The following is a 4,183-nucleotide window of genomic DNA, read 5'->3' as shown; positions in this document are numbered from 1 at the left end:
GCTGGTGGCGCGCGACGACAACGCCTTCGGCATCGACCGCTTTGTGCACGACCCCATGGGCCGCATCGTCGAGCATGTCGACCCGCAAGGCCTGCTGCACCGCCATGCGCACGATGCAGCCGGCGACCTGCTCAGCACCCGGGTGCACGCGGCCAGCGCCGAACCGCCCACTGCCGGCACGGACGACTGGGCGCGTGGCGGCGAGCTGGACGGCGTGGCCTACCGCTTCGACCGCGCCGGCCAGCTGCGCCAGCGGCAGGACGCCAGTGGCCACACTGAGCTGGTATGGGACGCCCACCAGCGCCTGCTGGCCAGCCGCCACCACGGCCGTAGCACCCCGGGCGCGGCGCCCGTGATCACCACCTATGGCTACGACCCGCTGGGCCGCCGGCTGTTCAAGGACACCGCAGGCCAGCGCACCCGCTTCGGCTGGGACGGCGATGCCATCGCCGCCGATGCACGGCCCGGCGAGCGACCGCGCGACTATCTGATGTGGCCGGGCGGCTTCGAGCCGCTGGCGCTGCTGGACGGCGAAACCCTGGTCTACAGCAACGACCCCAACGGCGCCCCGGTGCGTCTGACCGATGCCGCCGGCCGCGTGCGCTGGTGCGCGGTGGCGGCGCCCGGTGGCTGGCGCCAGGGCGCGGCCGTGGCGCCGGTGGACAACCCGCTGCGGCTGCAGGGCCAGTACGCGGACAGCGAGACCGGGCTCTTCTACAACCGCCACCGCTACTACGAGCCGCGGCTCAATGCCTATGTGTCGCCCGACCCGCTGGGCCTGCGCGCGGGCGAGAACCTGCAGGCTTATGGCCCCGACATCTTCGCGTGGATCGACCCGCACGGCCTGTCGCAGACCTACTGGCTGGAAAAGTCGATGGAAGCCGCCGGCCGGCCGATGGCCAGCGGGCAGACGGCGCACCACATCGTTCAGCAGAACAACCCCAGCAAGTACGCCGACCTGTCGCGCGACCTGCTGGCGCGCAACGGCCTGGACACCGAGATCGCCGAGAACGGCGCGCGGCTGTGGGGCACCGCCGGCTCGCAGGTGGCCACCTCGGCCCACCCGGGGCGGGTCAATGCCCGTGGCATCGGCAACTACCATGCGGGCGCCCACATCCACAGCCCGGCCAACGACAAGCTCATCTACGGCATCTTGCGGCGGGCCGAAGAACGGGGCGGTGCCACCGGCGTGCGTGCGGCGCTGGGCGACATCGGCAAGCGGATGGAAGGCGGCTCGTGGTTGCGGGCCTTCAAGGCATGCGGAGGCTAGCGTGATCAAGGTGAACCAGTTCCAGTCGGCGGCGCAGGCGCAGCGGCTGGCCCCCCGCATCGACATGGCGGGCCTGTGCGTGGGCGATGCGCCGCCTTGCGTGAGCTTGGCGCAGGCGCTGGCCATACGCGCGGCCCTGCCCGGGCTGCCGCTGGCGGTGGCGCTGGCCGACTGGCGCCAGCACACGCCACAGCAGATCGACGCGCTGGTGCAAGACCTGGGCGCCAGCCACTTCGACTTCACGCCGGCCGACATGGCCAAGGCGCCCGACTTCGCCGACGACCTGGCGCGGCTGCAGGCCATCCGCAGCCCCAAGGTGGCCAATGGCTTTTTCCTGCTGGCCGACGACTTGTCGTTCATGGCCGACGTGGCGCCCTACTACGCGATGCGCCAGGCCGGCGTGGAGTGGTTCCAGTTCGAGATCGAATCGGCGGTGGACCCGACCTGCAAGCTGCCGCAGGCTGCGCTGAAGGGGGTGGACGCCTTCCTGGCCGGCCTGCCGGTGCTGGTCGGCGACCGGCTGCAGCAGCTGGCCGGCTATCCGCTGGCGTCGGCCAGCGGCTTCTTCTTCAACCTGGCCGCGCCCAAGGCGCCGCACAACTACGACATGGCGCAGCAGAGCTGGGCCGAGTCGCAGCTGATGCGTCTGCTGCCCAAACGGTGAAGCACCGGTGGACCTGCGGCCCTTGAAGCCTTACCGTCGCTGGCTCTGGTGGCTGGCGCTGCTGGGCATCGCCTGGCTGCTGCATCCTTTCATCCCGCCGGAATGGGCGCAGCCGGTGCGCCACCTGCTGCGTGAGCTGCTGCGCTTCGTCACCTGAAGGGCCGGGCGCGGCCGATACACTGCCGCCGGCCTTTGTGCCCTGACTCACCGAGCCATGACATCACCTGATTCACGCCTGCGCGGCCCCGCGATCGCCCTGGCGTTGAGCCTGCTGCTGGCCGCCTGCGCCAGCCCGCCCCCGGCCACGCCGCCGGCCGATACCGTGCCGCTGCAATGGCAGGCCAGCCTGCCGCATGGCGGCAGCACGGCGGCCCTGGCCGATTGGTGGCAGCGCTTCGACGACCCGCTGCTGCCGCAGCTGGTGGCCCAGGCCCAGCTGCGCAACCCCACGCTGGCCCAGGCCGCGGCGCGCATCACCCAGGCGCGGGCGTCGGCTCGCATCGCCGGGGCGGCCTTGTCGCCGCAGCTCAATGCCAATGCCGGCGTGCAGCGTTCCAGCACCCAGCTGCCGCCCACACCCGGCCAGCAGACCGCTGGCAGCGCCACGCTGGATGCCAGCTGGGAGATTGACCTCTTTGGTTACAACCGCCAGAACCGCGCCGCCGCCGAGGCCCGCGCGGCGGGCGCCGATGCGCAGTGGCACAACGCCCGTGTGAGCCTGGCGGCCGAAGTGGCCAATGCCTATGTGGGCCTGCGCGCCTGCGAGGCGGCCCTGGCCGTCTACCAGCAAGACGCCAAGTCCGCCGGCCAGACCAGCGACCTGACCGCCCGGCTGGTGCAGGCCGGCTTCCAGGCGCCGGCCAACGGCGCGCTGGCCCGCGCCACCGCCGCCGAAGCCAGCAACCGCGTGCTGGCGCAGCAGGCCGAGTGCGACGTGCTGGTCAAGCAGATCGCCGCGCTGGTGGTGGAGCCCGAACCCAGCCTGCGCAGCCAGCTGGCCGCGGCGCAGGCCCGGCTGCCGCAGCCGCAAGGCTTCGAGGTGCCGGCCGTGCCCGCCCAGGTGCTGGCCCAGCGGCCCGACGTGGCCGCCGCCGAACGCGAGCTGGCCGCCGCCTCGGCCGACGTGGGCGCGGCCCAGGCCGACCGGCTGCCGCGCCTGTCGCTCACCGGCTCCATCGGCCGGGCGGCGGTGCGCGCCGGCGGCAACACCTTCAATGGCGATACCTGGAGCTTCGGCCCCGGGCTGCTGGCGCCGCTGATCGACGGCGGCCGCCGCAGCGCCGCGGTGGAAGCGGCCCAGGCCCGGTACGAAGAAGCCGTGGCCGGGTGGCGCGCCCAGGTGCTGGCCGCCGCGCGCGAGGTGGAAGAAGCGCTGGTGCGGCTGCAGGCCGCCCAGCAGCGCGAAGAAGATGCCCGGCGCGCGTCGGCCGGTTATGCCGAGTTCCTGGCCGCGGCGCAGACGCAGTTCCAGGTGGGCACCGGCAGCCTGCTCGACCTGGAACAGGCCCGGCGCAACGCGCTGGTGGCCGATGCCAGCCTGGTGCAGGTGCGGCGCGAGCGCGTGGCCGCCTGGCTGGCGCTCTACAAGGCGGTGGGCGGCGGCTGGCAGCCGGTGCTGGCCACCGCCAACACGACGAGGGAAGTGAATTGATCCGCACGACGAACCTGCAGCGCCTGGCCCTGGCCACCACCGCGCTGGCCCTGCTGACCACGCTGGCCGCCTGCGGCAAGAAAGAAGGCGGCCCCACCGACGCCACACCCGCCACGGCAGCTTCGGCGCCGGCCGGCGCCGCATCGGCCGGCAAGGCGGCGCTCACCGTCACCGCCGTGCAGCCGGCCAGCGCCAACTGGGCGCGCACCCTCAGCGCCAACGGCAGCATCGCGCCTTGGCAGGAGAGCATCGTCGGTGCCGAGCAGGGCGGCTACCGCCTCGCCGAGGTGCTGGTGAACGTGGGCGACCGCGTCAAGCGCGGCCAGGTGCTGGCCCGCATGGCGGTGGACACGGTGCAGGTGGAGCTGGCGCAAACCCGCGCCGCGCTGGCCGAAAGCGAGGCCACGCTGGCCGAGGCCCAAGCCAATGCCGAGCGCGCGCGCCAGCTGCAGACCACCGGCGCCATCAGTGCCCAGCAGATCAACCAGTACCTGACGGCCGAGAAGACCGCCCAGGCACGGCTGCTGGCTCAGCGCGCCCGGCTGCAGAGCGACCAGCTGCGCCTGGCCAAGACCACCATCACCGCGCCCGACGATGG

Annotated in this window: 5 protein-coding genes; all 5 read left to right on the top strand. The window is 73.1% G+C overall.

Going from position 1 to position 4,183, the window contains the following annotated elements:
* Positions 1-1,270, top strand: a 1,270-nt coding sequence (locus tag ABNT58_RS27420) for an RHS repeat-associated core domain-containing protein (protein WP_348756541.1), incomplete at its 5' end; no start/stop codon positions are given.
* Between the two features lies 1 nt (position 1,271).
* A complete protein-coding gene (locus ABNT58_RS27415; protein ID WP_348756540.1) occupies positions 1,272-1,934 on the top strand; it encodes a hypothetical protein in 663 nt (220 codons plus the stop codon).
* 22 nt (positions 1,935-1,956) lie between these two features.
* Entirely contained in the window at positions 1,957-2,091 is a 135-nt protein-coding gene (locus tag ABNT58_RS27410; protein WP_348756539.1) for a hypothetical protein, read from the top strand.
* A 57-nt stretch (positions 2,092-2,148) separates the two neighbouring features.
* Positions 2,149-3,585, top strand: coding sequence for an efflux transporter outer membrane subunit (locus ABNT58_RS27405; protein WP_348756538.1), 1,437 nt, complete (start codon positions 2,149-2,151; stop codon positions 3,583-3,585).
* On the top strand, positions 3,582-4,183 hold a 602-nt coding region (locus ABNT58_RS27400; RefSeq protein WP_348756537.1), incomplete at its 3' end, for a biotin/lipoyl-binding protein. The genes ABNT58_RS27405 and ABNT58_RS27400, both read left to right, overlap by 4 nt.

The sequence above is a fragment of the uncultured Aquincola sp. genome, from assembly GCF_964001545.1.
Lineage (GTDB): Bacteria > Pseudomonadota > Gammaproteobacteria > Burkholderiales > Burkholderiaceae_C > Aquincola.
This window is presented reverse-complemented; position numbering and strand designations above follow the sequence as displayed.